Source organism: Maridesulfovibrio pacificus (SeqCode), from assembly GCF_048612815.1.
In the GTDB taxonomy this organism is placed as follows: Bacteria; Desulfobacterota; Desulfovibrionia; order Desulfovibrionales; family Desulfovibrionaceae; genus Maridesulfovibrio; species Maridesulfovibrio pacificus.
In genome coordinates this window covers 1,012,607-1,038,928 of record NZ_JBLZNE010000001.1, presented here as the reverse complement: position 1 = coordinate 1,038,928, position 26,322 = coordinate 1,012,607, and the positions used below count along the sequence as shown (strand labels likewise).

Here is a 26,322-nt window from a genome sequence, read left to right as displayed (position 1 = left end):
GGGCTTCCTTTTGGAAAATTAATTGTTACCTAGGCTATATGCTCAAATCAATTTTTAGCAAACCGACTGGGCAATGAAACATGCATGTCACTGTCCCATACAGTTTCACAAAGAACAAAAAAGTTGATCTTTATAACAAAAAGACGACGCTTTTAGTAACTCCATAGTATATTCGCTTTCTGGATCAGTGATAACTTTTTCTACCGGACCATATTCAACACACCGACCATTTTTCATCACCATCACAGTATTGCAAAGCCCACTAACCAAAGCAATATCGTGAGAAATAAATATCATGCTCATGTTACTTTTTCGAACCAAAGAACGTAGAAGATCTGCAATTCGTGCCTGGGAAGAAACATCGAGCGCACTGGTAGCCTCGTCACAAATAAGAAGTTCAGGTTCGGCAACCAAGGCTCGGGCTATGGCTGCACGTTGACACTGCCCTCCTGATATTTCCCAAGGATAACGATCCGCCAACTCAGGTGTAAGTCCCACTCGGCACATCAATTCGTTGATATATTCATCCGCCGCTTTTTTCCTTTTTCGATTAGTGAGGTTGCGTACAGCATCCCTCATGGTTACACGAATTCTCTTATTCTGATCAAAAGAGGTTAACGGAATCTGGAACACCATCTGTGCCCGACGATAAAGGGTGCATAGGCTCCGCCTGTTCATGGCCGTAACTTCTTCCCCATCATATCTAATACTCCCCTCATCCGTCTTCTCTAACTGCAAGAGTTGTCTGGAAAGTGTGCTCTTGCCAGATCCTGACTCCCCCACAATTCCTAACACCTCACCACGAGAAAGAGTAAAACCGACGTCCCTGACTGCTTCTATCGTCCGTTCAGCAACACTGTACCGTTTTGTTACATTACTCACCTCAAGAAACTTAGATGAATAATCATAAACAGGACAAACAGTCCGAACACAGGGTACATCGGCTATCAATTTTTTCGTATATGAGTTCTGCGGTGAATTAAGAACCTCTCCAGTAACTCCACATTCAACAATCTCCCCCTGATGCATGATGGCCACCCTGTCAGCAATATGCGATGCAAGAGAGATGTTATGAGTAACCAAAAGGATTGAAGCCCGGCACTCTTCACGCAAAATACGAAATTCATCAATAACCTGCCGCTGGTTCATCACGTCCAGAGCACTGGTAGGTTCATCAGCAAGAATAAGGCTTGGTTCCATTACCATAGCCATGGCCAACGACACACGCTGGCACATCCCCCCTGAAAGTTCAAAAGGACAGCAATCCAACACCCGATCAGCATCGCCCAGCCCAAGCTTGGTGAACGCAGTCCGTATTGCAGCGAGAGATTTTTCAGTATCACTCCGGTTATGGCTACGCATAGTATCCAGAAACTGGCTGCGTATCTTCCGTATGGGATTCATAGAAGTCGCAGGGTTCTGAAATACCGTGCACAATTTTTCACCCAACAATTGCCTACGTTCTTCAGCAGATAGCTCAGTTAGTTTTTGCCTATTGAAAGTTAATCCGCCACCGGAAATCCGTACTCCATTGGACGGAAGCCCCATTATAGTCTTTAAGACGGTAGACTTACCCGATCCAGATTCACCGACTAATGCGAAAATCTCTCCCGTGCCTACCTCAAAGGAAATGTCTCGTATGACATCCTCTCCATTATATCCAGCGCTAAGATTCTGCAGCTTTAACACTGTATTTTTCATACACGATCCTCACCGAGATCCTTAACGTCGATACGATCACGCAAGGCATCCCCCAGATAGTTAAATACCATTACAGTGATAACCAGAGCCGCAGCCGGATACATGACAGTCCATGGAGCTGTACGCAGCATTCCCCTGGACTCACTGATCATACTGCCCCACTCTGCCTGAGGAAGCTGTACGCCGAGCCCAAGAAAGGAAAGCCCTGCAAAACCAAGCATGACTGTACCAATCTGGGACGTTGCAAAGGTGAGAAGTGAATTAAAAATATTCGGCAAAATATATTTGGCCATAATTACACCATCACTACAGCCTGAAATTCTGGCGGCTTGAATGAACTCCTCATTTTTTAGCGAAAGGACTCGACTGCGTGCGAGGCGGGCATATGGTGTCCAGCTAGCAAATCCCATTGCCAACATTGCGTTGCCCATTCCTCCTCCGAGAATACCGGCCACAGAAATAGCCAAAACCATCTGTGGAAAGGCCATAATGCCATCGATAAAACGCATAACGACCTTATCGGCAGAACCGCTGTAATAACCGCAAAGAATGCCCACAAAAGCCCCGAACGTAGCAGTGACGAAAACCAGACTCAGAGCCGAAAAAATACTCGTCCGAGCACCGTATAGCAGACGAGAAAAGACACAACGCCCCATACCGTCCGTACCCATTGGATACTCAGCCCCCGGAGTCTCCCGCATACGCATTATGTGCGTGGCATACGGATCATTCGGAGCAAAGTGCTGAGCAAACAAACTTCCTACTATCAATAAAAGGGCTATAGCGATGAATACCCACATCCAAAAATCTTTATGTATTGTTTTCATACGGTTATTCTCAACTCTCAGTGACCCTTGGATCAAAGTAACGGTAGGCTAGATCGGTCAGCAAATTAATGAGTACATAAATGATGGCAATATAAACTACGAACCCCTGTATAACCGGGTAGTCTCTGGCTGTAATGGCATCCATTACCAGCTTTCCCATTCCCGGCCACTGAAAAATAGCCTCAATGACAACGCTGCCAGCAAACAGATGCCCCACGGCAAAACCTATGACTGTCAATATGGAAAGCATGGAATTATGAAGCACGTCTTTGACAAGAATAGTACCGGACTTTACACCTCTTGCCTGAGCTCCAGTTACATAGTTCTGTCCCAGCTCACCAAGCACCTCCGCTCTTATCTGCTTGATAAACTTGCCCATTGTCGGCATGGCAAGAGCGACAGTAGGCAAAATAAGCCCCTGAAAACTGTTTTTAGCAAGCACAGGAAGCCATTGAAGAAACACGCAAAACAGATAAATCAATAATAAAGCAGCCAAAAAAGAGGGGATGGCATTGGCTAAAAAAGTTAAAAACCTGACAAGATAATCTGTAACTGTGTTTCTTTTGACTGCGGTCCAGATTCCAAGTGGGATGGATACAATCAGAGAAAGAGCCAATGCTGAAACTGCCACCATTGCTGTTTTGCCCATCGCACTCCACATAAGCCGGGATACAGGCAGCCCTTTTGCGTAAGACTCGCCGAGGTCTCCTTGCAAAAAACACCACAACCAGTTCCCGTACCGAACTAGAAAGGGATCATTCAACCCCATGCTCTCCCGAGTGGCTTCGAGCACTTCCTCTGTTGGTGCTATCCCCTGAGCTATCAACTTCTTTTGTGCCGGGTCACCCGAAGCAAGGAACATAAGAGAAAATGTAATGAACGTTATCACTAAAAGCACAGGAATGAGCCTTAGTAGACGATTTTGGAAATATTTCAGCATAGTAAACCTGTAAGACACAAAAAGGCGTGTGGAGTATAATTCCACACGCCGTTGAAGAACATATCAGCTTTATGCATCAGTCATTGATAGCGGTATTGGCATTCAGAAAATAGAAACTGATCGGGTTTCTTTCACTGCAGTTTGCAACCCCGGCTCTCATAACCGTAGTCTTATTAAGGATTGCCAAAAAGCCCATAGCTTCATCGTTGACAATCTGCTGCTGAATATCAACGGCAAGCTTAGCACGTTGTGCTGCAACAGGTTCCGAATAAAGCTGTTCCAGAAGTTTCTTGGCTCTGGCATTGTTATACCTGCCGGAAGTGTATTTACCACCGCCGACTACACGTTCCATAAAATAATAAGGGTCAGCTGAAGGGTTCGCAGTCATGCAGTATACGCCGATATCGAAGTCTCCAGTACTCATATAGGTGCCGTCCGGGTCCTCGGTAACACTCAACTTGGCTTTGATACCTACAGATCTTAACTGTTCCTGCATAAGGAGAACTATTTTATCAATTGAACGGGCTGCGTAGTAAGCGATGTCCAGCTCAATTTCCTTGCCATCTTTAGCATAGTAGCCATTCTCATCAAGAGTATAACCTAGTTTCTCAATAAGCTTCTTCGCCTCCACAGGGTCAAAACCGTGCTTTGTAATATTACCATATGCTGTAGTAGTACCATAGGCACCTACAGTGGGACTGGCCAGACCAGCGAGTAAGATGCATACATCACTAGGATTAATAGCCATATTGATTGCAGCACGAAGCTCTTTAGACGGAAGCCGCTCCATGCTTAAGTAGTAATAATACAGGCGGGAAGCAGGAATAGCGACAACCTTATACTTTTCAGGAGAGGCAGAAAAGATGCTGAGATCATTGGTTGTGGGGCCGATATATGCATCAATCTCTCCATTCTGAAAAGCAAGGGAGAGAGTATCCGCGTCTGCGACGTACAGTCCCTCAACTCCATCAAGACTTACCTTGCCCCCCCAGTATTTATCATTACGCACAAGCTTGGTGGATACACCGGGATCAAATTTATCCACCTTAAATGGGCCGGTACAGACAGGAGCGTTATCAATATCTTTTGTGGTGTCGAGGTTTATCATCGCCATATAAACGTTGCAGAGTTCGTTAAGCACTGTAGGCAGGAGCTTAGGAGTGGAAATAGTAAATGTTTTCGCATCCACGACGGCTAAGGACGCGCCCCTAAGCATTTGAGACTTTTCATTTACCTTGCTTGCACGCTCTATACACCTTACTGCGATATCAGCTGTAAGCTTGCTGCCATCTGAAAAAACTACATCATCCCGAAGTTTAATGGTCCAAGTACTTCCATCAACAGAAGCAGACTCCGCCAGCCAAGGAACAACAGCGTAGCTATCATCAATCCGGAACAGGGTCTCGGAAAGGCCCAACGTAGACGTATACCAACCGAAAGATGATTTCTGAGAATCAAGACTGGTATAGGTGTTAGCAAAAAGGTCTCCGATGCGTACAACTTTAGGCTGTGCAGCGGATACATTGAACGAAGAACAGATCAAAACGGATAACAACATAAAAACTACAATCAAGCACTTAGAAACATTCGTGCTTTTTTTTGAAAGCATCGTGCAATCTCCTTAAAAGAAAAAGTTAAACAGATAGATGAATCGCTCAGCTGGATACTCCATTCTGTGCGAAGATATAAAATGTCTGTGGAATGATTTTAAGGGGTAATTATTTGTCGGCATAAACGATGAAGAACGAGGGGCTGACACTCAACGCAAATGCATAAGGATTTTTTCCGAAGCACTGCCCAATATCCCATGATGAAACTTCATTGAACCCGGCACATTGTAATAACTTTTGTACTTCGTTTTTTTTAACCCCTTCATATAACGGTAAATGTTTCATCATACTGGCGTAATGAAGAAAAAAACGTAATGATATTCTACTATTTATTTGAAATACACTCTTTAGCAGGTTCACTGGTATTTGATAAAACCGCCTCCATGTCTGGTTTTGCCAGAAACCATCTGAAACGATAATGCGCCCACCGGGCTTTAAGACTCGGTGCCACTCTTTTAGTGCCAGATCAGGATTGGGCAATGTCCATATAAGGTTTCTGGATACTACGACGTCAAAGCTATTATCAGGAAAATCCAGATGTTCCGCATCACCGGTACGAAAATCTATAGAAAGCTCCATCTCTTCCGCCCTTTTTCGGGCGTTATTGATCATTTCCGGGGAAATATCTAACCCTGTTACATTAAAACCTGCCCCGGCGAGATAAAAGGCTAGTTGCCCGGGCCCGGTACCTATATCCAATGCATCTAGATTTTGACCGGACTTTGCCAAAGTTTTTATTGTCGTATCCCAAGCCTTTTCCGTTTCCGGTGATTTCTCAACATCCAAAGCGTAACTTGAACTCCGCCAATTCCAGTATTTTTCGATCTTACATTTCAATTTATCCATTCGAAATTATTCCTTAAAAATCTTTAAACCCCTTACATCAGAGAAGCACAACACTCATATTGGTCCGCAATACGTCGAACAATTATCTACTTAGTAACACCAACAAGACACATAAATTGTAAATCAAGCATCAAATCATATGATCCTAAACCGCATAAACGAAAAGTAATACAAATACTTAATTCATGCTACCAAGCTTAATATTTAAGCACAAGTGTTTTCATCTCAGTAGGTTCCAGCTCAATATGACCAACACTTCTTCCTACCTACCGATGAAACAAGTATTGAAAACAAGAAAAGGACTCACGTTTAAAACCGTGAGTCCTTTTCTTACCTGATATCGCGGATAAAGCGGACTTAATCTCACATTGCACAGTGTAAAAATAAAAATCCTATTTACTCTGACCCCTCACTTGAAAACCAATCCAACCGATAACTAGTACTCCGCCCGCCTCCGGGGTTCTGCAGCAGTATTCCACGCTCCTTCAAATCTTTGATGTCACGCAGGGCTACAGGACGTCTGCCAGCTTGGAAATGAGCTTTTCAGCGTTCCATGTGAAGTTCGGCCAGTCTTGATGTTCGTGTATCCACATTGCTTTTGCCCTTGTTTGCGGTGAATGAGGCGGTTATTTGCCACAGGTTTTGCGGTGATTGTCGAGGGGTATTCATCGCAAAGGCAAACATTGAAAATAACTCATCGTCAACTATTAACGGCACACCCATTTTAAACTATGTAACAAAATATATTAAATAGACTTAGATTCTGACTTGCCTATTAAAATTCGAGAAATCTATTTACACATAAAACTAGCAGTGATAAAAGCAATATCAATTTCATTTACACCCCCTAAAGGAGGACTTATGGCTAGATATTATGTGAATAGAAATGCTCAGAGTAATGGAGACCATGAAGTTCACAAATTAGGCTGCAATTACATGCCTAAAGAAGAAAATCGCCTTTATCTTGGTGAATTTTCAAGTTGTCATCAGGCTGTAGCTGAAGCGCGTAAATATTATGCGCAGTCAAATGGATGCTACTACTGTTCTCGTGAGTGCCATACTAGCTAACCTTCTAGCAGACTTCGTTAAATACGAAGTCTGCTTCAACTCCATATAGGTATGTAATGACTGAAACTGTACTTAAAAAACTATGTTTAGCTAAAAATCAATATCACCTTGGGCTAAACAACATACAAATTGCTAATGATTTCTCAATATGTACCGGGGTTATCCTGCTTCAAGATGCTATTGAAACATTTTTAATTTCTGTATCTGAACATCTCAATGTTGATATAAAAGAAAAGGATAATTTCAACACATACATAGATAAAATAAATACATCTATACACCCTGAACAATTACCATATAGACAACAATTGACAAGATTAAATAAAATGCGAGTTTCAGCAAAGCATTATGGTATTTTTCCAAATGCGAGAGAAGTTGATAACATTCTTCCTGCTGTTTCAAATTTTTTATTTGAAACCACGCAGACCGTACTAAATTCTAACTTTAACTCTGTCGACATGACTGATGCTTTAGATAATATCGAGATCAAAAGCTGCATGACAAAAGCTAGTTTTTACTATGAAAATTGTAAATATGGAGAGTGTTTAATTGAATGCCGAAAAGCAATTTTTTTAGATATTGAAAAAGATTACGATATTTCCAAATTCGCAGATGATAATATTCATAAAGGATTACTTGCCCTTACTCAAGGGCCCCCCATTACGCAAAAAATAAAAAATATATTGAAGACAACGTTCGTAACCCAATTGACTATATAATTCTAGACCACAATGCTGTTGACAGACAACTCAGTAGATGTGGAGTTGACCATGCAACATTCTGGAATATTTGGCGTATCACACCATCTGTATATCAAGATAAAGACAAAAATTGGTATACAAGCGTAGATTACGGCTTTTTTGAAATGGAAGATATCAAAAACAAGGCAGAATATATTCTGCAAGCAACAACAGATATTCTTATTTCAAGAAGTATTTATAGAGCAAAATTTAAGTCTTCAAACACATCATTAAAAGCAATTACACTTCCAGCTAAAACCATAGTTTTCCCCAAAGCTTTTGAGAACTATGATGGCTCAGAAATTCAATTCAATGAGGAAACCAAATGCACAGCACAGTCAGAAGTAATAGGGTTTGATGGAGAAAAATACATCTCCATTTTTATTGTTGATAAACCATTTATTGGCTATGTTCGGCACGAAGACTTTTCACACAACCTCATAAGTATTACTAGCGAAAATATTCAATCAATCTTTCCTCAAATTGCTAAATCAAAATAATTTACTCCCATACGAGTACCCACACGAGTACACCAATTTCCCTAACTTAAAAAATAAAAACATCCCGACAACATAAACCCTAAATTCGATGTCCCCCGCCTCCACCACTCAATTGAAATAATTGGACTTTTTCAAAAAAAGACTCATGGCACATCCACACCAGTATGGTACATAGTGGAATGTTTCATGAGCCTTTTTTTATGCCTTCAGTACATAGGTTGACCCCGCGAACATCAAAGGAGAACTCAATAATTAGGACAAATGAATCAATTAGACAGAAAACTTAATCAGAGATATTAATTCAATCCACCGCTATCTAGTCGAGCAAACTGCTAAGTCATTGATGAATATCAGGATCAAACGAATATATGGGAGTTGACTATGACTATACTTGACCGTGCCTGGAATGTTGTTGAACAGATTCGCTCCAAAGCACCGCTTGTACACAGTATCACCAACTACGTGGTTATGAATAATACAGCCAATGCCCTGCTAGCTATCGGTGCATCGCCCATTATGGCGCATGCGCAGGAAGAGATGCAGGAGATGGTAGGCATATCCAACAGCCTTGTGCTGAATATCGGTACGCTGAGCGAACCATGGATTTCCAGCATGCTTATTGCCGGAAAAGCTGCAAAAGCTGCATCCAAGCCGGTTGTTTTTGATCCGGTGGGCGTGGGTGCAAGCACATTCCGGACACAGGCCTGTTCGAAAATACTTCAGGAAGTTTCCCCTACTATTATTCGCGGTAATCCATCCGAAATTATGGCCATGGCTGGCGCAGACGGACAGACAAAAGGTGTGGACTCCATGTACGAGACACAGACCGCAGAGGAAGCGGCTAAATATCTTTCAGAGCACTTTGGTTGTGTTGTGGCCGTAAGTGGAGAGCTGGATATGGTTGTTTCCGCTGCAGATACTGTGTGGTTGCGGGGAGGCAGTCCTCTAATGCCTAAGGTAACCGGCATGGGATGTACCGCTACCGCCATTTGCGGTGCCTGTGCTGCCGTGGCCGACTCCGCATTTGATGCTGGTGTAGCGGGCATGGTGATCATGAATAGTGCGGGCGGGATGGCCGCCACTAGGGCTGACGGTCCCGGCAGTTTCCAGATGCATTTTCTCGATGCTATGTATTCGCTGGATAAAAAGGACTTGATCTCGCATTGTACTGTGGAGGGTTAAATGCAACAGCGGCCTAATTTATCAGATCAAATCCCAAATTCCCAATTTTACCAAGCAGCGCGCCCTGCCTCTTTTCTCAATTTTGCAACTTCAGGCGGAGAAAGAGCGTAATCAATCACAACTTTTTTGTTGTCATTGGTGTAGTAAAAAGCTCCCGACCACGGCGCAGCCAAAGCGCGTGTCAGAAGACTGATTTCTTCATCGCTCTGCGCCCAGTCAATAAGTCCATCTTCGGGAGTGCAACGGGGCCATACATGCGCTTTAGACTCATCCTGAGGGTAAGCGGAAACTTTTCCTTGAAGAAGGCTGGGAAGCCAGATGTCCAAAAGCAAAGCAGAAGCATTCAAAATTTTGCCGAGTACGATTAAGGCGCTGTCATGTGTTTCAATCACGACTTCAGCGGAATCAATAACCGGCCCCGTATCAACTCCTTCATCCACAAAATGCAGAGTAGCAGCGGTACTATCTTCTCCGTTAATAATGGCCCATTGCAGAGTACTGGCACCCCGGTATTCCGGCAGCTTTCCGCCATGGATATTCACCACGCCCATGGGGAATAGGTCTATCAACTCTTTCCACAGTATGCGACTATAGGAGCAAATGACTCCTAATTGGGGTGTCCCCAATTCCTTCAGAAATGACTGTCGTTCATTTTTAAGCGGATGTGGGATTGTACGGACGCAACCAGTAGGAATCCATGTTGGATTTTCATAACGTTTCGGATCATACACGATAGTATAGTCTTGAAGCTGGTGGCGAGTGTTTTCGATAACCCGCGCACCAACTTCATCGACAAAAAATACGATTGACATCTCAGCACCTCCCATGTCCGGTCAAGGACGCATAATATTTGCTGCGCTAGCACCAAGGCGTCGACGTATGCATACAAATTTAAAACAATTTATCCCTAATTATAAGCTTATTACGGGCATAGTTCAAAAACAAAAAGGTGTAAAATCATCTTTCAACTTCCTTAGCAAGCACCATCCCATACAGTTTCACAACCAAAACAGCCCTTGCTATCCAGTTAAGTAGCAAGGGCTGTTTTTAATTTTTACACTTTAAGGCTCTATCTGAATACGGATACCCCTAATTACTACCTGAATTCAGCTGCACAATGGCATCCTGTAACTCTTCTGCCATCATTGCCAGGTCGGCAATTGAGCATGCTGACTGCTGCGCGCTGTCTGTTGAACCTTCCGCCAGCTGTGCAATATGTGAAACCGTTTTCTCAATATCTTTGGATGCGACAGACTGCTGAGTGGCTGCGAGAGCTATGCCCTCGATTTTTTCAGCCACATGGTCAGACAACCCCTGAATATGCTTGAATACATCCACGGAATTGTTGACCTCACTATCAGCCGAACACGCAAAGGCGAGAGCCTTCTTGACCCCCTCAATATTTTCGTGAGTCCGGTCCTGGATGCTGGAAATGCATTTATCGACTTCCTTGGTGGCAACCATAGTCTTTTCGGCCAGTTTGCGAACTTCGTCAGCGACCACGGCAAAGCCTTTTCCGGCTTCCCCGGCACGGGCAGCTTCGATGGCGGCGTTAAGGGCCAGCAGGTTTGTCTGATCGGCGATCTCATTAATTACACCGACAACTTCACCGATAGACTCGATCTCGGTTCCGAGACTGACCATATCGCTCTCAAGGCTTGAAACCGTCCCGGAGACCATACTCATGGCATCTCTTGCCCTAAAAACGACTTCAATTCCGCCACCGGCTTCCTTTCTGGCATCATTAGCGGTGGAAGAAACCCCTTCCGCGTTTTCCGCAACTTCTCTGGCGGTGAGATGCATTTGCTCTACGGCGGTTGCTGAAGCATTCATATGCCCCTGCTGCTCCAAAGCCCCGTCAGCAATTGCCTGAGTCCTTACTTTTAAATCAGCGGACGCTTCGGTCAGCCTAAGAACAATTGCTTCGGCCCGGTTAGATGCTCCGGTAATTTTCTCCATGAGCGACAAGGTATAGTTCTGCTGCTCAACTGCTTCATCTCTGGCTTTCTCCGCAAGAACAGCCTGATTTACGGCATCCTGTTCAAGTGCACGGGCCTCATCAATACCAGCCTTGAGTTGGCCAACCATACCGACTAGAACGTCACGCAGTTCCTGTAATTCGGCAACAAACCGACCTTCCGGCTCGCAATCGAGATCTCCGCCAGCCACAGACTTGGCGTATCCTCCCAGCCGTTTCAACGAAGATGAAACCGTCAGCATGACCCAAAGCAGTATGAACAGGACCGCAACACCCACAGCCACTTCTATGGCTATAACCGTGTATCCGATTACGGCAGAATCATGCTCCAGCCTTTCGGAGCTGATCGTCAGAATTTTATCATATAAAGGCTCAACAGCCCGAGCGGACATAATAAGCTCAGCTTTAAGCTTGATTATGGAATTCTCCAGCGTAATGTATTCATGAAATGCTTCGCTGTAATCATCCAGAGCAGTCAGCAGAGTCTTGGCACGCTCTTCGGGAAAGGCAGCACGCACTTCATCCCTGATCCGCAGGATCATGGAATCAACACGCTTAACCGGGGTTTCACCACCTCGGATTATATAGTTCTTCTCCTGTCTGCGCATCTGAAGAACCAGAATCAACAGTTCGGAGTTGATTGTGCCTTCCTTGAAAGCTTCCTCCATGTTTCTTGCCGCATTGATGAAATTCCAACGCAGCCCTTCATTCATGGTAAGACCTTTTGAGACATAATGATTATGCACTTCAGTCAGATATTTCTCATAGGCATCAATAAAGCTAACAACCTTGACGCAGGGCTCTTTCAATTCAGATGAAAGGGCCTCAACCTCTTTGACTTTCTTCACAGAATCATCTGCATGCTTAATGGCCTTTTCAAAAGAGGAAGAATCCATACGCAACAGGAAATTCTTCTCCTGCCTCCTAGCTTGCAGAAACAATTCAACCCCTTCATTTGCAAGCATTTCAACCTTACGGCTGTTTTCAATGACCCTGTCACCCCAATAGTTAACGCCGAAAATAGCAACAAGGCCCAAAAATGATGTCATAAACACCAACATTAATTTTGCTTTGATACTCATAATGACTCCATGCGCCATACTTTACGTTGTTTAACCGGGAAAAAGGACAACGTCAGTCAACATTATTGTTGAGAATATCTACAGCACCCGTATCCCAATTCCTGATTCGCTTGTTTTCCACCGCCAACCCGATCACAGATAAAAGCTGCTCGATTGACACCGGCTTTGCCAGATAATCAAAGACGCCGTTGCGCATCATCCTGAGAGCATTTTCAATAACCGGAAAACCCGTCAGGAGAATTATTTCCACAGCGATTCCATGTTCCTTGATAATCGTGAAAACATCCTCTCCCGGAAGGTTGGGCATATTGCTGTCCAGCAGGACAACATCGACCTCCCCCCTTTCAAGCACATGCAGGGCAGCCATTCCGTCAGCAACGGCCACAGCATCAAATCCGGACTGTTCAAGAATACGTTTCAGACTTTCCCTGAACCGATCCTCATCATCGACAATCAGAATCCGTCCTTTGCTGTTCATGACGACCTTGCTCCATTTACGGGAATCGCCACCGAAAAGACCGTCCCCTTGCCGACAGAAGACTCTACATCGATGGTTCCTCCCAGTTGATTGATAATACGAAGACTTACGGCGAGACCGATTCCTGTACCCTCTTCAGGACTTTTGGTCGTGAAAAAGGGAGTAAATATATGCGGAAGCTTATCTTCAGCTATTCCGCAACCGTTATCCGCAACACGGACAACAACCTTTCCGGCTTCCCGCCTGCTGGAAATGACAATCTCACCCTTGTGACCGACAGCCTGAATTGCATTTTTAAGGAGATTCAAGAAAACCTGCCGCAGCAGCGGAGGATCTGTATTGACTGAAAGCGCACCGGAAGGAATGTCCCGGACTACTTTTATTTTATTACCGCCCACTTCTTCATCCACCAGCGCGAGCAATCCCTTCAGTAATTTATTGATGTCCACCTGCTGGGTTACCGGCAGTCTTTTTCGTCCCATATCCAGTAATTTACGAGTAACTTCCGAACAGCGCCTTACCTGCGCCCTGATGACACCAATACTCTCATCAATCTCGTCTGTGAGCAGGCAACTCTCTGAAAATTCAATATTAACCCTTATAATTTCAGCCTCTTGCATGATTATATTCAGAGGATTGTTAATTTCATGGGCTATCCCGGCAGACATCTCGTCAAAAGAATTCATACGCTTGAGCTGAACAAGCTGACCTTCCAGCTCAAGACTTTTACGCCTCGCACGCCGCAATTCCTGCAAAATAAACCCAAGCAACGAAAAACCTGCCACAGCAGCTATAATCTCAACGCAGGTGCCGTACCCTGCATTGATCAACGATCCTGCAACGCCAATCAATGCAAGACCTAAGAATACGTGACGTAGGACATTAAAATCTTTAACTTCCAGAGCTGACATTCCCGCCTCCGCCTCCACGCTTAAGTACTGCATGCTCATGAGCGCTTCGAATCCTTTCGATAAGATCATCGATTTCAAAAGGTTTAAGAATATAATCATAGGCCCCGTGGCTTATTCCCTCCAACCCGGAAGCAACCGAGCTATGGCCCGTGAGCATGATCACTTCCACTTCACTGTGCTTGCGGCGCATATGCTTCAGAGCATCCATTCCGCTCATACCGGGCATCCTCACATCGAGAATAACTACATCCACAGGATTGGCGGAAAGGAAGCGTAAAGCCTCAGCACCACCGGAAGCCACTTCAACATCAAAATTCCTTCTTTCAAGCCTTCTTTTGACAAGCTTCAAGAAATCAGCTTCGTCATCCACCACGAGCAGCTTTATTCTGGACATACTTCCTCCTGTATGCAGGTATTCCTGTTCACCACCGGCAACCGTACAATGAATTGAGCTCCGCCTTCAGGCAAATTTCTAGCCTTAACGCTTCCTCCAACTCTTTTGAGGATCGTATAAATAATGGAAAGTCCTAGTCCGGTACCTTCCCCGGCTGACTTGGTGGTAAAGAAAGGATCAAAGACCTTACTGAGAAGCTCCGGTGGAATTCCCGGACCGGAATCAGCAATCTCAAGCTCAACGAAATCACCGTTACTACGGGTTGAAAGCTTGATAGAGCCGTCATTTCCTACAGCATCAATTGCATTCTCCATGAGGTTCAAAACAACCTGCTGAACCTGATTGAAATCTGTGGAAATAGAAGGAAGGTCCGGACTGAGATCGTAGGTGACCCAGATGGTCCGGTATAAAATTTCATTATCGAGAAAAGAGACAGTCTCCCGGACAAGTTGATTAAGATCGACATCATCCTGCGCCGGTTCCATACTGCGCGCGAAACCAAGCATTCTGTGTGTTACAGAACGGGCCCGTTCCACATGGCGTTCAATATCCCCAAGAGCCTCTTCCAGATTAGGAAGATCTTTAACCCCTTCAAAACCGCCATCGGAGATCATGTCCCTGATCCATCCGGCACTTTCCCTGATAATGGAAAGAGGATTGTTGACTTCATGCGCTACTCCGGCTGCCATCTTTCCAAGCGAAGCCATCTTGGAGGATTGCATGACCGTGGCATCCATAAGGGATTTTTCTTTATCCGCAGTCATCAATTTGCGGACAATGGAAGTGATAACGAAATATGTCCCGATGGAAATCATCAGGGCGCAGACAAAAAGCAGAACAAATACAAGTGACTGGTCCCGAATGACCGGAGAAAGCTCCTCCTCAGGATTCTCAAGAACAACGAGGCTCCAATCAACCATGTTTAATTGCATTATCCCGGCCACCATTCCGATTCCGTGATCATTCCATTTAATTATCTCTACATTACCGCCGGGGGAAAACTCAGGAAGGATTGCCTTGGAAAGAACATCGCCGCCGCGTCTGGATGATGTTTGCAGCAACAGGTTGGAATTGATCAGATAAGCATCACCGAGCTGACCGGTCCGAACATTACTTACCAATGAATTGAATACATCTGAGTCAATGGTAGCGCGCAGTATCCATGTCCGCCCCTGTTCCCTGCGCTTAACGGCTATTACGAAATGCGGAAAATTCCTGTACCCCATGAAGACATCACTGATGAAAACCCCTTTGAGCATGGCCTGATTAAACCAGCGCTGATCCTGATAGTTGATGTTCTTCAAATCGTAAGGGCCGCAATAAGCAACATGGTTGCCCTGCTGATCGAAAACGCCAAGATCGATAAAGGAGTTCGATGTGCTGTAAATGGCATCAAAAAGACTATTCAGCTTTTCCTGATTTGAAATTTCAGGAAAGAAATTGGTATTGGCAATGTTCTGTAATTGAACGACACGTTCCTCCAGAAACATATCAATGGCATCAGCCTTGTTGAGTACAGTCAGCCGCAGATTGCTGCGTAACTTATCCTCATAAGATTCACTGAACTGACCGTGCAGGACAAAACCTAACAGAAATAAGGGGATAAGCGAAAAAGACAGAGCTGTTGCAGTCAATTTCCATTTTAGCTGAAGATAGTGGAAAGCCTTCATTTTCCACCCCCGGAGAGCAGGACTTCAATTTCACTACGGAATTTATTCCTATAGTTCTCAACGGCGGGACCGTCCTTCATAATCATGTCCAACTGTCGGGTCTGCACAAGCAGGTATCCGGCGACAACTAACCCTCGCTCGGCCATTTCCAAAGAAATACCTTCCATACGGGCAAACAGCACATCATCACGGACAGAGGTATGAAATCCATGCTCCGCCAGTATTTCGGCCACCAACTGCAACCGCAAAGACCTCCTGCCCATATCCGCAGCTCCGCCCTTAAACTGAAAAAGGACGTAATTCATTTCAGCATCATCAGCGGCAAAGCCTTCAATCGTGCAATAATGAAAACCCAATCGGGACTGTAAGCTGCAATAATTCCGACCCACGATGAAATAGCTGCGTTCCCCCATACTGTTGCGAACTCCCGGAACCAGAGCAGGATTGCAGGTGGCCCCGAAAAGAACCGATGCAAATCCATCAGCACATACATCTGGAGGGCCTTCCCATGGGAAACCGGCCATTCCAGCCCATAGGGACTTCATTGCATTGGAACGGATATCCTCGAAACGCACATATCCGTCATCATTGGAATCGTTGCTCTCTGAAACTCCTCCCCCAAGATCAATAATCCAGTATTGCAGCCTGTCTCCATCCACCATCTGCCTTGCGGAATCATCAATTCCGGCACGCTTCTTAAACATTTCTGCGACGGCTTTTTCATGGCAGAAACGGGTTATGTCGTGCAGGGTTTTACATCTTTCCGGAAGAAAATCCGGGCTGCGGGGATCGGTCAAAGTCAGGGGGGTAATCAGCTTGAGTACTGAACAGAGAGCTTTGCGTACCGGAGTCTCCGTATTAAAGGCTTTGCGCGGCTTATCATTATTGCCAAGACTTCCTGAAAGGATGCGGCCCTGAACAGCGTCAACTATGACCTCTCCTGCTCCCTTCAACTTCTCAACTGCATCGGGAACACCAATCAAAGCTGGGATATCATATTCACGGGCCACATTTGCCAGATGTCCGGTACAACTACCGAATTCAGCTATCACAGCTGCGGCATCCGGGAGCAGAGCCGCCAGTTCGGGACCGGCGACTCTGGTAAGGAGGACTCCCCCGAAGGGGAAATCGATCATGTCGTGGGCATGTTCGATGTAGTAGGTAATTCCTGATGCAATTCCTGAGCTGGCGGGCTGGCAGGAATCCACAATGACTGGAAAATTCTGATCGTCATTAATACTTCCCTGTGCATTCTGCTGCGCCATTATCCCCAAGGGACGGCATTGCAGAACGTACAGTATCCCATCGCCGGTCAAAGCCCATTCCATATCCTGAGGACAATTAAAGTGATCTTCGAGGTTCAGTACTGTCTGGGCTATGCGGACAAGCACATCATGATCAATCGCAGGCCGGTTTACCTGATCCAGTCCAAGTCTCCGGCGGACAACACTTCCGTCAAAAGCCATAAAGCGGCCCCACTCCTGATCAACTATCTCCTCATAGATTACTGCAAGAGAATCCCTGTCCAACCGCCAAAGATCACTTCTGGTAACCCCGTCGACAATACTGCTGGGAAGGCCATGAACAGCTGAAACAACTATCTGCCCTTCATGAAGACCGGAAGGATCACTACTGTAGGCCACCCCGCCTGCCACGGCATCAATCATTTCCACACACCCGACGCACATAACCATCTCATCATCACGTATTCCGTGATTCAGGCGATAGGTAACAGCGGAGGCAGTGTACATGCTGGCAATTACATTGCGGAACGCCTCCACTATCTCATCAGCAGCAACGCCCAACTCCGTATGGAATTGTCCTGCAAAACTTGTTTCCAAACTGTCTTCGCAAAGAGCACTGCTGCGCACGGCATAGGAAACTCTTCGTCCGGCAGCCAGTTGCTCTGCTGCTTCAGAAATTTCATTTTCAAGATCCTGAGGAAACTGACAAAGGCTGATGGCATCGCGGACATTTCTTTCCAGAACCCTGAGAGTTGCATAGTTCTCTTCACCGCAAATCTGAGCCACCCTTTTTAATTCCTCACCCAGTCCGGTTTCCTGCAGCAAGGCTCTGAAAGCAGAAGCGGTAATGGAAAAACCTTCAGGAACGCGAATTCCGGGGATAGATGCCACCTCACCCAGCAAGGCCATCTTTGATCCGACTTCTGATATCAGGCCGGAATTCAATTCTTGAAGATTGATGATGTTTGGGCCCGAAGCCCTCTCCACATCTGCTGCAAGCTCCTTATTCATCAACATCAGAATCCTGTTGAAAGCATCCTTCAGCCCTTCGTACCTGCCGGGGGCAATACGGCACAGCCGCTCGATCATATTGCGCACATCAGCTGATATCCTGATATTTTCAGCCCGGATATAGGTCATCCCCACAGGCTTAACGCTGCGGGAGGCTTCAGTCAGTTCCGCCATCCTTTTGAGGGCACTGTTATTGGCGGAAAGCAGAAGACGGAAATTTTCACATCGCTCAAGGAAACGTGCTGAAGAATTGCGATCATCAGCAGAAGGATTTCTCAATATACGGGAAATTGCATTTATGAAGGTACGCATATTCTGCCTCCTGCATCAACGGATTCTGATTCTGGCTTCTCGAACAGCATCCATAATCTTGAAGTACAATTCTTCGGTACTGACAGGCTTAAGCAGGTAGTCAAAAGCCCCTCCTCCCGAGACTTGTGAAAGGGCTTCCATGTTCGCGTGTCCGGTCAAAATAATTACCGGTATTTCGGGCTTAATGGCTCTTAAGCGCTTCAATGTTTCAATCCCGTTCATTTCAGGCATCAGGATATCCAGCACAATTGCGTCAAAATCAGCATCCTCGACCATCCGCAAGGCTGCTAAACCGCTAGAGGCAACACTGACTTCAACATTGCGGCGAATAAGACGGCGCTTGTAAGCAATAAGGAAATCATTTTCATCATCGACTAGAAGAACATGGATACTTTTCATTCTCTTTCTCCTTGATCCTCCCGGGCGCAGGCCGGGACGGGAGTTTCCCGGCCTGCTGGTGAGGGGGGTGGTGATCAGCATTATGCGGTCACAAAAACATGGTAGACTAACTTACTTGAAAATCCCGAATGGCAATAACAAGTGGCGCAACCGTCCAGAAAAACAACAAGAGCAGAACTGCTGTAAGCACCACAGTTATGAAAGATTGGAATCGACCCAGTTTTCCGGTTTTATAGAGCCCCACCCCCACAAGGATGGCCCGGACCGGCTCCATTACAACAGCCAGTCCCGGTATCCATGAAATGACCATCACCGCTCCGCTGGAATAGGCATAAACATTAAACACACTGGAGTAAGAAGCCATAGACGAGGTCATCATCCTCATAATGCAGAACGAGAAACAGGCTCCCAAGGCAGGCATGAACACGGCATTGATCATCATAACCACACCCATTACCAGTGAATTTTCAAAAAAATAGGTCATACTGACCGAACAGTAGAACAGGCCTGAAATCATCAGGAAAAGGAGAGCACGCCTACTGCCTGTTTCACCGTTAGCGCTCTCAAAAAATGAAACCGGGGAACGTATAATGGAGATCAGAGATTCCAGATATTCCCGCACTCCCATCTTTACCGCCGGTGCCTGTGTATTCGTCATGACATACTCCTAATTCAGATAGCTGCTGATCCCTTCGACCAGTCCCCAGAGCAGCATGACTGAGGTCAGCACAAAAAGGATCTGCTGTTCTGTTCTTTTTGAAAAATATGTGGTTCCGTTTTTATGAATAAATTTCTTTTCAACTTGTTTTTCCGTTTTCATTGGCTATCCCCTTAAGGTGCGGCCGACCGGGGCCGGCCGCGTTTTTTCCGGTTTAGAAGGATGGCAGGCTGCCGAAACCTATTCCGCTCCAGTAAACCGCTGTGAGCAGGATGATGAGAATATTCGCAACAAACCACATGGGAATCCCCACCCGCAGGTAGTCCTTCGGTTCCAGATAGCCGGAAGCGTAGACAATCGCGTTGGGGGGAGTTCCGATAATCAGGCAGTATGCAAATGATGATGCCACTGCGGTGGACATAGCCATAAAGGGAAGGAATGTTGTGCCGGGATGCACGATACTGGCCATATTCAGGGTGATAGGACCGACTGCGGCGGCGGCAGGGCCGTCAGCCATCAGGTTGGTCAGCACCGCGGTAAGACCATTGGAGGTAAGCATGAGGGGAAGCCCTTCACTCATACCCAGCGGGGCCAGCATATCGATGCAGGATTGGGCCAGCCAATACGCCGCACCGGTCTGGTCAAGAGTTCTACCGAAGATGATTGCACCGGCGTAGAGCCAGACAACACCCCAGTCCACTTTTTCCTGATAATCGCGCCAGTTAACAACTCCGGCCAGCAGGTAGGCCACCGCACCGGCAACCGCGATTACACCGATACCGAGGCGAATCGGGTAGATGCCGATGTTGTAGAAAGCTTTTTCTGTGAACCAGCCGAAAACCATGACGAGGAAAATAACCATGGCCCAGATCTGATCCCTGTTCCAGCGGCCCATCTTATTGATTTCGCTTTCAAGATGACGCATAGCCGGAGCCAAAGAAGTAATCCGGGGTTTGAAAAGCATGTTGCAGACAATCCAGGTCAACGGAATCATAACTACAACAAAGGGCATGCAGTACATGATCCACTGAGCATAACCGATGTCCATACCGAACATATCAGTAAGGTAAGTCATCATGATTACGTTACGCGCACCGCCTGAAGGAGCACCGGGACCACCGATGTTACAGGCCATGGCAATGGATATCATGAGCATTTTAGCCAGTTCCTTGTCCTCAGGAACTTCGTCGGTCAGGCTGTTCTGATAGAGCAGCATACCGATGGGCAGGAACATCGCGGCAAGGGCGTGGTCGGAAATAAAAGCCGCAAGGGGGCTGATTACCACGAAGAAGATAAGCGTGATCCAGCGCACATTAGGCACAGCCAGTTTTTTGAACATGAGCATGCACATGCGCTTGTCCACTCCCGTTTTAACGAAAGCAGCTGCGAACATAAGCGACCCCATGATAAACCAGACCGCATCACTCCAATACAAACCGGCCACCTGACTTCGGGTAACAACTCCCGAGAACACCAGAATCAGCCCGATGCAGAAGGCAACCCCCGGTAGAGGCATGCACTCGGTCATAAAACAGAAGACGACAAATACGACCATGGCAATGGCAACTTTGATTTTCCATGCCCCGCCATCAGCGTTCTTTTTATCGTTTTGGGAAAGGTCGGAATAATTCAAATTCTTTATGCGCAGGTTGTACGCACTTTTCATAATATTCAAAAAGACTTCATCAGAGATGTTCTTTTCCACATAGTCTCTAGCCTTAACGAGGTTGGCTGAATCAACCGGAATCTTATATTTCTTGACCCACTTTTGATCGCGGCTCATGAAGCGTTTCTTGCTTAAAGCGCCCATACGCATGTTCTGTTCCATCATGCGCGCCGTAAGCACCTGCCACTGTTCCACAGCAGCACTTCCAGCACCGAAAAGCTGTTCGCTAATGTAATTTGTTACAACCTTCGGACCTACTGAATATTGCATCCCGACTTTTTTCATCCCCTGTGGTGTGGGCAAAGCCAGAATAATAAAAAACAGAACGACCGGAATAATCAGCAGCCTCCAGTTGACAAACTTATCGTATCCGGTTGCTTTTCTCTTTGAGTTTGACATATGTTTACCCCTGTATTGCAAATCTGCTGTGATTATCTGGACGAAATAATTCTAGCTATTTCGTAAAAGAGTTCCTGCTCCCTGACGATGCCTACATCTATGCCGTTCTCTTGAACGATTATGCGTCTCTTGCCTGAGGTGATAAGGGCATTAGTCGCATCCATAAGGTTCGCCGAGGATTCGATAGTCAGGAACTCTCCAGACAGCAGAGAGCGAACAGTCCTGCCCGCAAGCTTCTCTGCAAGAGTTGTGAATTGGCCATCCCAAAACATTGCCGAATATTGAAGACTGTCCGCGGTGGAAGGCTTCGGTGCTGAAAGGTATTCAGGAAGAACCGCATAAAGCAGGTCGCGGGGACTGAGGATACCGGCAGTGCTGCCGTCCGCGTTCCGTGCGATTACAGAGCGATGCCCGGACTCCATGAGCCTGTTTGTCGCAACCAGCCCCTGCATCGACTTCCGCAAAGCAGCAATGGCTTCACTTATGGTGCTGTCCGCTTCGATCTCCGTGTACTCATCAAGGGGAATCATCACACTTCCGACCGACTTTTCCGGCAGCTTCACTTTGGCCACACTGTGAAAGGCATCATTGATTTTGGCTGCTAGCAGGTCGATATCGCAGGGCTTTGCCAGATAGTCATAAGCACCTGCGGAATAGGCCTTTTTAGCCCCCGAAATATCGCCATGCCCTGTAAGCATTATGATAGGAATGTCCGGGTCCTTTTCCCTGATTCTTTCAAGGGTTTCATGACCGCTCATTCCACCCATTCTGACATCAAGAATGATGACATCCGGTGAATGAGACAGCATATCCAGAGCCACTTCTCCACTAGCCGCAAGCATCGTTTCGAAGCCCTTACGGGTAAGGATTTTTGCAGTTGTCTCGCGAAAACGTTCCTCATCATCAACCATGAGGACTTTAATAATTTCCATTATGTAACCTCCTTTAATTTCAACTTTAACCGGAAGGAAAACCTATTCCGTATTTTCCTTCCGGGCCGAAAGAAATCGTTGCTTCTGTCTGCGTATTTTTGCCGATGCCTCCTCTACATTTTCAAGCAGCTCCTTCATACTCACCGGTTTGATCAAGAAATCGAATGCACCTAATTTCAAGCCTTCTACCGCCGCCTCCATTGAGGCGTGCCCTGTCAGGATAACCACTTCCACAAACGGGAACTTTTTTTTGATTCGCTGCAAAGTTTCGATGCCGTCCATGCCCGGCATTTTGATGTCAAGAAAGACAACGTGAACATCTGTCTGCTCCAGCAATTCGAGAGCTTCTTTCCCTGACGAACAGGTCAAGACTTCAAATCCCAATTTCTCGAAAAGCTTCTTGGTAGTGCAAAGCAGACGCTCCTCGTCGTCTACAAGCATGATTCTTGTGTTCCTCATTTTGAGTTCATCCTTTTAAATTGATTACGGTTGCACAGAGCAAACCAATGAAACCAGCCTCACTAATGCAGACGACATGCCAAGCAATAACAATCCAATTTAATTTATTAAATAAGCGCAAAACCATCTAGCAAAACGCAAAACAAAGGCTCTTTTAAGCAACGAGGAGCGAAAAGAAAGGAACAAAAATAAGTGATGAAAAAAAGGAGGGCTGGGTGGCATCGGAAATGCAATATTTAATGCGCAAAATTATGAACAGGAGACGATATGCTTAGTTACAATTTCATCTACTTCGATCATAACGACCATCTGCTGGTAGAACTTTTCAACAACATTCTTTCCCGCAAAACGGATCAGGCCCGCTTCAGGTCACTACTCAGTCCATATCTAAAACCGCATGGAATTAAAGAACTGGCCGCTCCCTACGGCATCAGAATTGCCTATGCTGTTTTTAACCTGTTGAGTTCTCTTGAATCTGATGAAGTTAATGAAAGGCTGCACGCTTTATCCGCCCTTAAAAATGAGGTTATGGCCACATCAAAGACCACCCTGCGCAACAACAGAGCACGGGTTCTTATTCAGATCGCAAAGGAAATCATCAGATCCGGGAACGATGAACAGAAGCAACTGAGGCTGGCCCATGATTTCAGAAGTGTTTCATTTGGAAAAAGCAGCTTCATCCGTGAACAATTAAAAAAATACCATCTTCTGGAAATGCCGGAGGAATGGAATCAGCTGACATTTGATGATCGGGTGCACGATGCGAACAGCAAAGGACGGAAATCCGCTTCACATCTGGTTATGGATGCATGGATTAAGGGCATTCGCAGGCTGCGGGTTGTTTACTACGATTTCCTATCCCCGGAAGTGGCAATCGAACTGTATTCCGCAGCGCAACTTCTGGACATTAAAGTAGAATTCGGAATTGAATTAAGGGCGGTGGTCCGCAACCGATACGTTAAATTTGTTTGGACCCCAAAAAATATTATAGATCAAAAAGACATTGCGGAATTTTTTGAGAACGCCAAGGTTCAGGAAATCATGCAATTCGGGAAAACATCGCAAATAATACATGCTGAATATATTCGCCGTGTGACTGCAAAATTTAACTCTGTGCACCGGCAATCCATTGAACGGGAAGTCGGGGTGAAAATTCCTGAAATTGATTACACGGAATTTCAGAACAGCCTTAAATCCATAGCACCAACCCTGACCCATCTCGGAAAGTATATTCATGAGATTTCACTCCCCCACTTCAAACAGAGAGTGAATGAGCTTGCCGCTGTATACCTTCTTGCAAGTATTGAAGAAAAAAGCAGAATTGATAAACAGGTGGACTCCATCAATCTGCTTGATCCGGATACGATCACGGTCCGTTACCTTTCGCCGCAAGCCAACTCGGAACTGCCGAACCCTAATCGACCGCCAGCTTCAAAGGAGGCACCTGCCCCCTTAATTTTCTCACCGGACAGACTGACTGAGAAGCTACTCATTGCGAGCCCTTCCAGTAGAGTAACCCTGATTCTGGAAAATATGGAATTGGAAGATGCGGTGGAATTTGTTTACGACTGCAAAGGACGAATTACGCACTTTGAATTGATAAATCTCAAAAATATCACAGAAAAAAACTTCCCGAACCGCGTACCGTTCAACAGGTTGCAACAGGCGCTGAACACAGGCAACTCTATAGGACTGAAAAAGATTGTTCGCAGCTGTGTTGATAAATTGAAAAGAAGAAAAGAACCTCAGCAGAATGAGCAACTCGCAAAGCTCATTCATATTCAACAGCATATTGAGGAACTGAAAAACAGCTATAAACATCGCAAAATCAGGACAAGAATCGGAAGCGGTTCTACCGGGGGCTCATTGCGGGCCATCGGTATGGGATTCGCTGTTGCCGATACACTGCCACCACGGGCGCGAAAGGAAATCAAAGAAAATCCAGACAGAAAATGTCTACCTGTTTCGGCAAACTTGTCTCTGGTTATCAAATATATGTCGCAGCGCAACATTCCGCTGATTTCAAGCAACTTCATGAGCCACGTAAAAGATGCCTTTCTATTGCGCGAAATATTACAGCGCAAAGAAAAAAAATGGGAAATTTCCAACTATCAAATCGAACATGGACAGTGCGGTAACATCAGCCCTCTGGGAGGATTATCGCAAAATACCGGAAACGGGCTCTCATTGATCAGGCAAAAACCGGATGCCGAGAATAAGACCGAACCTCAGTACATAAACAGTACGCTCAAGAACATATTTAAAATTATCATCGGCTTCATTCCGGCCTTTCTGACTTTTTACCTCACCAAAGACTGGTGGGTTCTGGCGTGGCTGGGCGGCCTGATCTGGTTTTCCATCACCGGATTCCGCAACATCATTCAATCCATACTTGGTGGAGGCGGCCTCAAACGATCTCCTTATCTGGTCTGGAGTGACTTTATAAACTGGAATCGCATTGCCGATTCCCTTCTCTTCACAGGTTTCTCTGTGCCGCTGTTGGACTGGTTATGTAAATCCGTGGTGCTGGATGGAATGTTCAACATCAATATAGCTAACAACCCGACCATGCTTTACACCATCATGGCAATAACCAACGGCATATACATAACAGGTCACAATATCATGCGGGAACTGCCCAAAGAGGCGGCCTTCGGTAATTTCTTTCGCAGCATAATTTCAATCCCCATTGCAATTGTTTTCAGTTACACCATTTCCGCAATTCTATATATATGCGGAGTACCGGAAATAGACATGCTCATTCAGCAATGGGCGGCTGTCATATCAAAGCTGGCCTCTGACTTTGCTGCCGGATTTCTTGAAGGTATGGCAGACCGCAAAGAAAACATAATAGCCCGCTCATGGGATTACGAAGAAAAAATACGTCAGGTTCTGAATTTCTTCTCTGAAATGGAAGTCAGATTCCCAAACAAAGACCTGCTTTCACTACTCGAAAGTCCTGCCGAATTCATTAAGCTCTGCCGCAGCCGAGGTGTTAATGACGATTCCATATTAATGGCAAACGCTTTGGACCTGCTCTATCTGCGCATGTACCAGCCAAGGGCCAAAGAAGCTCTGCAACAAGCTATCAGAGGTATGTCAAAGGATGAAAAAGAAATTTTCAGATCATCCCAACAGATTCTCAACGAAAAGAAATCAGTCTCACACATTATAGTAGACGGCTTGATTGGCAACAACTTTTCGAAACCACTATCCTTTTACCTGCGGAGACATGAAGGTTATCTCCTTGAACTGGATAGAATCATTGCTCCAGCAAAAGCGTCGTAAGAAGCATCATCCAAAAACAAAAGCCGG

24 protein-coding genes are annotated in these 26,322 nt (G+C 45.8%); 5 read left to right on the top strand and 19 right to left on the bottom strand.

All coding sequences use genetic code 11. The features are described 5' to 3' along the window. Nucleotides 1-105 precede the first annotated feature (105 nt). The 6 genes from ACNI23_RS04960 to ACNI23_RS04935 form a co-directional block, all read right to left on the bottom strand. Nucleotides 106-1,701, bottom strand: a complete 1,596-nt coding sequence (locus ACNI23_RS04960; protein ID WP_420247109.1) for an ABC transporter ATP-binding protein — start codon at nt 1,699-1,701, stop codon at nt 106-108. Next, a complete protein-coding gene (locus ACNI23_RS04955; RefSeq protein ID WP_420247108.1) occupies nt 1,698-2,528 on the bottom strand; it encodes an ABC transporter permease in 831 nt (276 codons plus the stop codon). Before ACNI23_RS04955 ends, ACNI23_RS04960 begins: the two co-directional genes overlap by 4 nt. Before the next feature lie 10 nt (nt 2,529-2,538). Further along, entirely contained in the window at nt 2,539-3,468 is a 930-nt protein-coding gene (locus tag ACNI23_RS04950) for an ABC transporter permease (RefSeq protein WP_420247107.1), read from the bottom strand. A 76-nt stretch (nt 3,469-3,544) separates the two neighbouring features. Then, the gene (locus ACNI23_RS04945) at nt 3,545-5,077 is read right to left on the bottom strand and encodes an ABC transporter substrate-binding protein (RefSeq protein ID WP_420247106.1); all 1,533 of its coding nucleotides are present in this window, start codon (nt 5,075-5,077) and stop codon (nt 3,545-3,547) included. A gap of 109 nt (nt 5,078-5,186) precedes the next feature. Then, the gene (locus ACNI23_RS04940) at nt 5,187-5,924 is read right to left on the bottom strand and encodes a class I SAM-dependent methyltransferase (protein WP_420247104.1); all 738 of its coding nucleotides are present in this window, start codon (nt 5,922-5,924) and stop codon (nt 5,187-5,189) included. A gap of 509 nt (nt 5,925-6,433) precedes the next feature. Next, a complete protein-coding gene (locus ACNI23_RS04935) occupies nt 6,434-6,517 on the bottom strand; it encodes a DUF4172 domain-containing protein (RefSeq protein WP_420250554.1) in 84 nt (27 codons plus the stop codon). 268 nt (nt 6,518-6,785) lie between these two features. On the opposite strand from ACNI23_RS04935, the gene ACNI23_RS04930 reads away from it, so the two are divergent. The 4 genes from ACNI23_RS04930 (at nt 6,786) to thiM (ending at nt 9,414) form a co-directional block, all read left to right on the top strand. Next, nucleotides 6,786-6,992, top strand: a complete 207-nt coding sequence (locus ACNI23_RS04930) for a hypothetical protein (protein ID WP_420247103.1) — start codon at nt 6,786-6,788, stop codon at nt 6,990-6,992. A 56-nt stretch (nt 6,993-7,048) separates the two neighbouring features. Further along, entirely contained in the window at nt 7,049-7,711 is a 663-nt protein-coding gene (locus tag ACNI23_RS04925; protein ID WP_420247102.1) for a hypothetical protein, read from the top strand. Nucleotides 7,712-7,857: 146 nt separating this feature from the next. Further along, the gene (locus tag ACNI23_RS04920; protein ID WP_420247101.1) at nt 7,858-8,232 is read left to right on the top strand and encodes a hypothetical protein; all 375 of its coding nucleotides are present in this window, start codon (nt 7,858-7,860) and stop codon (nt 8,230-8,232) included. 381 nt (nt 8,233-8,613) lie between these two features. Next, nucleotides 8,614-9,414 (top strand): hydroxyethylthiazole kinase, encoded by an 801-nt coding sequence (gene thiM, locus ACNI23_RS04915; RefSeq protein WP_420247100.1) that lies wholly within the window; start codon nt 8,614-8,616, stop codon nt 9,412-9,414. A 47-nt stretch (nt 9,415-9,461) separates the two neighbouring features. On the opposite strand, the gene ACNI23_RS04910 is transcribed toward thiM, so the two are convergent. The 13 genes from ACNI23_RS04910 to ACNI23_RS04850 all read right to left on the bottom strand — a co-directional run bounded on the left by ACNI23_RS04910 (nt 9,462) and on the right by ACNI23_RS04850 (nt 23,007). Further along, the gene (locus ACNI23_RS04910) at nt 9,462-10,226 is read right to left on the bottom strand and encodes a methionyl-tRNA formyltransferase (protein ID WP_420247099.1); all 765 of its coding nucleotides are present in this window, start codon (nt 10,224-10,226) and stop codon (nt 9,462-9,464) included. 277 nt (nt 10,227-10,503) lie between these two features. Continuing rightward, on the bottom strand, nt 10,504-12,474 hold the full coding sequence (locus tag ACNI23_RS04905; protein WP_420247098.1) for a methyl-accepting chemotaxis protein: 1,971 nt from the start codon (nt 12,472-12,474) through the stop codon (nt 10,504-10,506). A 52-nt stretch (nt 12,475-12,526) separates the two neighbouring features. Beyond that, entirely contained in the window at nt 12,527-12,952 is a 426-nt protein-coding gene (locus ACNI23_RS04900; protein ID WP_420247097.1) for a response regulator, read from the bottom strand. Continuing rightward, nucleotides 12,949-13,863 (bottom strand): sensor histidine kinase, encoded by a 915-nt coding sequence (locus ACNI23_RS04895; protein ID WP_420247096.1) that lies wholly within the window; start codon nt 13,861-13,863, stop codon nt 12,949-12,951. The genes ACNI23_RS04900 and ACNI23_RS04895 overlap by 4 nt, the downstream gene beginning before the upstream one ends. Next, nucleotides 13,844-14,257 carry a response regulator gene (locus tag ACNI23_RS04890; protein WP_420247095.1) on the bottom strand — a complete coding sequence of 138 codons (414 nt, stop codon included), beginning with the start codon at nt 14,255-14,257 and terminating at the stop codon, nt 13,844-13,846. Before ACNI23_RS04890 ends, ACNI23_RS04895 begins: the two co-directional genes overlap by 20 nt. Further along, nucleotides 14,245-15,927, bottom strand: coding sequence for a sensor histidine kinase (locus ACNI23_RS04885; RefSeq protein WP_420247094.1), 1,683 nt, complete (start codon nt 15,925-15,927; stop codon nt 14,245-14,247). The genes ACNI23_RS04890 and ACNI23_RS04885 overlap by 13 nt, the downstream gene beginning before the upstream one ends. After that, nucleotides 15,924-18,494 (bottom strand): PEP/pyruvate-binding domain-containing protein, encoded by a 2,571-nt coding sequence (locus tag ACNI23_RS04880; protein ID WP_420247093.1) that lies wholly within the window; start codon nt 18,492-18,494, stop codon nt 15,924-15,926. Before ACNI23_RS04880 ends, ACNI23_RS04885 begins: the two co-directional genes overlap by 4 nt. Nucleotides 18,495-18,509: 15 nt before the next feature. Further along, nucleotides 18,510-18,893, bottom strand: a complete 384-nt coding sequence (locus tag ACNI23_RS04875) for a response regulator (protein WP_420247092.1) — start codon at nt 18,891-18,893, stop codon at nt 18,510-18,512. Between the two features lie 106 nt (nt 18,894-18,999). Further along, a complete protein-coding gene (locus ACNI23_RS04870; protein ID WP_420247091.1) occupies nt 19,000-19,551 on the bottom strand; it encodes a hypothetical protein in 552 nt (183 codons plus the stop codon). 9 nt (nt 19,552-19,560) lie between these two features. After that, entirely contained in the window at nt 19,561-19,713 is a 153-nt protein-coding gene (locus tag ACNI23_RS04865) for a hypothetical protein (RefSeq protein WP_420247090.1), read from the bottom strand. Between the two features lie 52 nt (nt 19,714-19,765). Further along, complete coding sequence (locus tag ACNI23_RS04860) at nt 19,766-21,616, bottom strand: SLC13 family permease (protein ID WP_420247089.1); 1,851 nt, start codon at nt 21,614-21,616, stop codon at nt 19,766-19,768. A gap of 32 nt (nt 21,617-21,648) precedes the next feature. Further along, nucleotides 21,649-22,548 carry a response regulator gene (locus tag ACNI23_RS04855; protein ID WP_420247088.1) on the bottom strand — a complete coding sequence of 300 codons (900 nt, stop codon included), beginning with the start codon at nt 22,546-22,548 and terminating at the stop codon, nt 21,649-21,651. Nucleotides 22,549-22,590: 42 nt separating this feature from the next. Next, nucleotides 22,591-23,007 carry a response regulator gene (locus ACNI23_RS04850; RefSeq protein ID WP_420247087.1) on the bottom strand — a complete coding sequence of 139 codons (417 nt, stop codon included), beginning with the start codon at nt 23,005-23,007 and terminating at the stop codon, nt 22,591-22,593. 267 nt (nt 23,008-23,274) lie between these two features. Here ACNI23_RS04850 and ACNI23_RS04845 point away from each other — a divergent pair, with 267 nt between their 5' ends. Then, nucleotides 23,275-26,295 (top strand): hypothetical protein, encoded by a 3,021-nt coding sequence (locus ACNI23_RS04845; protein WP_420247086.1) that lies wholly within the window; start codon nt 23,275-23,277, stop codon nt 26,293-26,295. Nucleotides 26,296-26,322: the final 27 nt, after the last annotated feature.